This is a genomic window from Xenorhabdus sp. NBAII XenSa04 (genome assembly GCF_963866145.1).
GTDB classification, from domain to species: Bacteria; Pseudomonadota; Gammaproteobacteria; order Enterobacterales; family Enterobacteriaceae; genus Xenorhabdus; species Xenorhabdus indica.
Genome location: NZ_CAWMEB010000449.1, coordinates 1 through 940, shown reverse-complemented (window position 1 = coordinate 940; position 940 = coordinate 1). Strand labels below are relative to the sequence as shown.

Here is a 940-nt window from a genome sequence, read left to right as displayed (position 1 = left end):
GCAGTAAAAAAAGGAGAGATGACATACGTCAAGATAATGAGGCGTTCATCCTGAGCTGATCAGGCAATGAACGGGGAGCCTTCCATCGCTGTGCTCAGCACATCGCGAGCTCCTGCAATAACTCAACACAACCTCACTCTGCTACACATTATCTGACGCATCATGGAACGGTGAACCTGAACCGACACGCAGAGACTTGTTAAAAAAATGAATAAAAACAGAGAAAAAGTGACAAGAGAGGCGGGAATGGTGCAGAAATCGGCACGGTCAAAAATTGAGTTGTTCAGGAAAGCATTTATTACCCATGCCCGACAAGCGGGTGGGAGCTTTGCCACGGTGGCGGATCGTGAGCGGATTGCCCTGCAATTCCTGAATTTTCTAAAAGATAGCGGGATCAAGCTCCGGCAGATGGACAGCCTTAAAGCGAAATATATTGAGCGCTATATTGCAGAGAGAAAGGTCAATTCTATTAGCCACCGAACCCTGCAAAATGAAATGTCCGTGCTCAGAGGTGTGTTAGCGCAAGCCGGAAAGCATAAGTTGGCTGATCCTGATAATGTTCGCCTGAGCAACCGGGCACTCGGTATTGCTGAAATCGACCGAAAAGGCACAAAAACGGCGCTGACACCAGCGGCATTCAGCAAAATCTTTCAGCAGGTCGAACAAAAAGACCGGAATGTGGCGGCGGTGATGCAACTGGCCTATGTGTTGGGACTGCGTACCAAAGAAGCCGTGGAAGCCTATAAATCCTTAGCCACCTGGAAAAAAGCCCTGGAAAATGGGCAGACCTCTGTGCGGGTGATATTTGGCACCAAAGGCGGACGGCCGAGGCAGACGACCATATTGGATCGGGCAGCGCTGCAACATGCTATTGCTTATGCCGAGCGAGAGCAGGCAGAGCGGGGTGGAAAACTGATTGATAAACCGACGATCACGCAGG

At 50.1% G+C, this 940-nt stretch carries 1 protein-coding gene; it reads left to right on the top strand.

Annotated elements, in window-relative coordinates:
• Positions 1-246 precede the first annotated feature (246 nt).
• A partial coding sequence (locus tag AAC147_RS19560) for an integrase domain-containing protein (RefSeq protein WP_047684086.1) occupies positions 247-940 on the top strand: 694 nt, incomplete at its 3' end.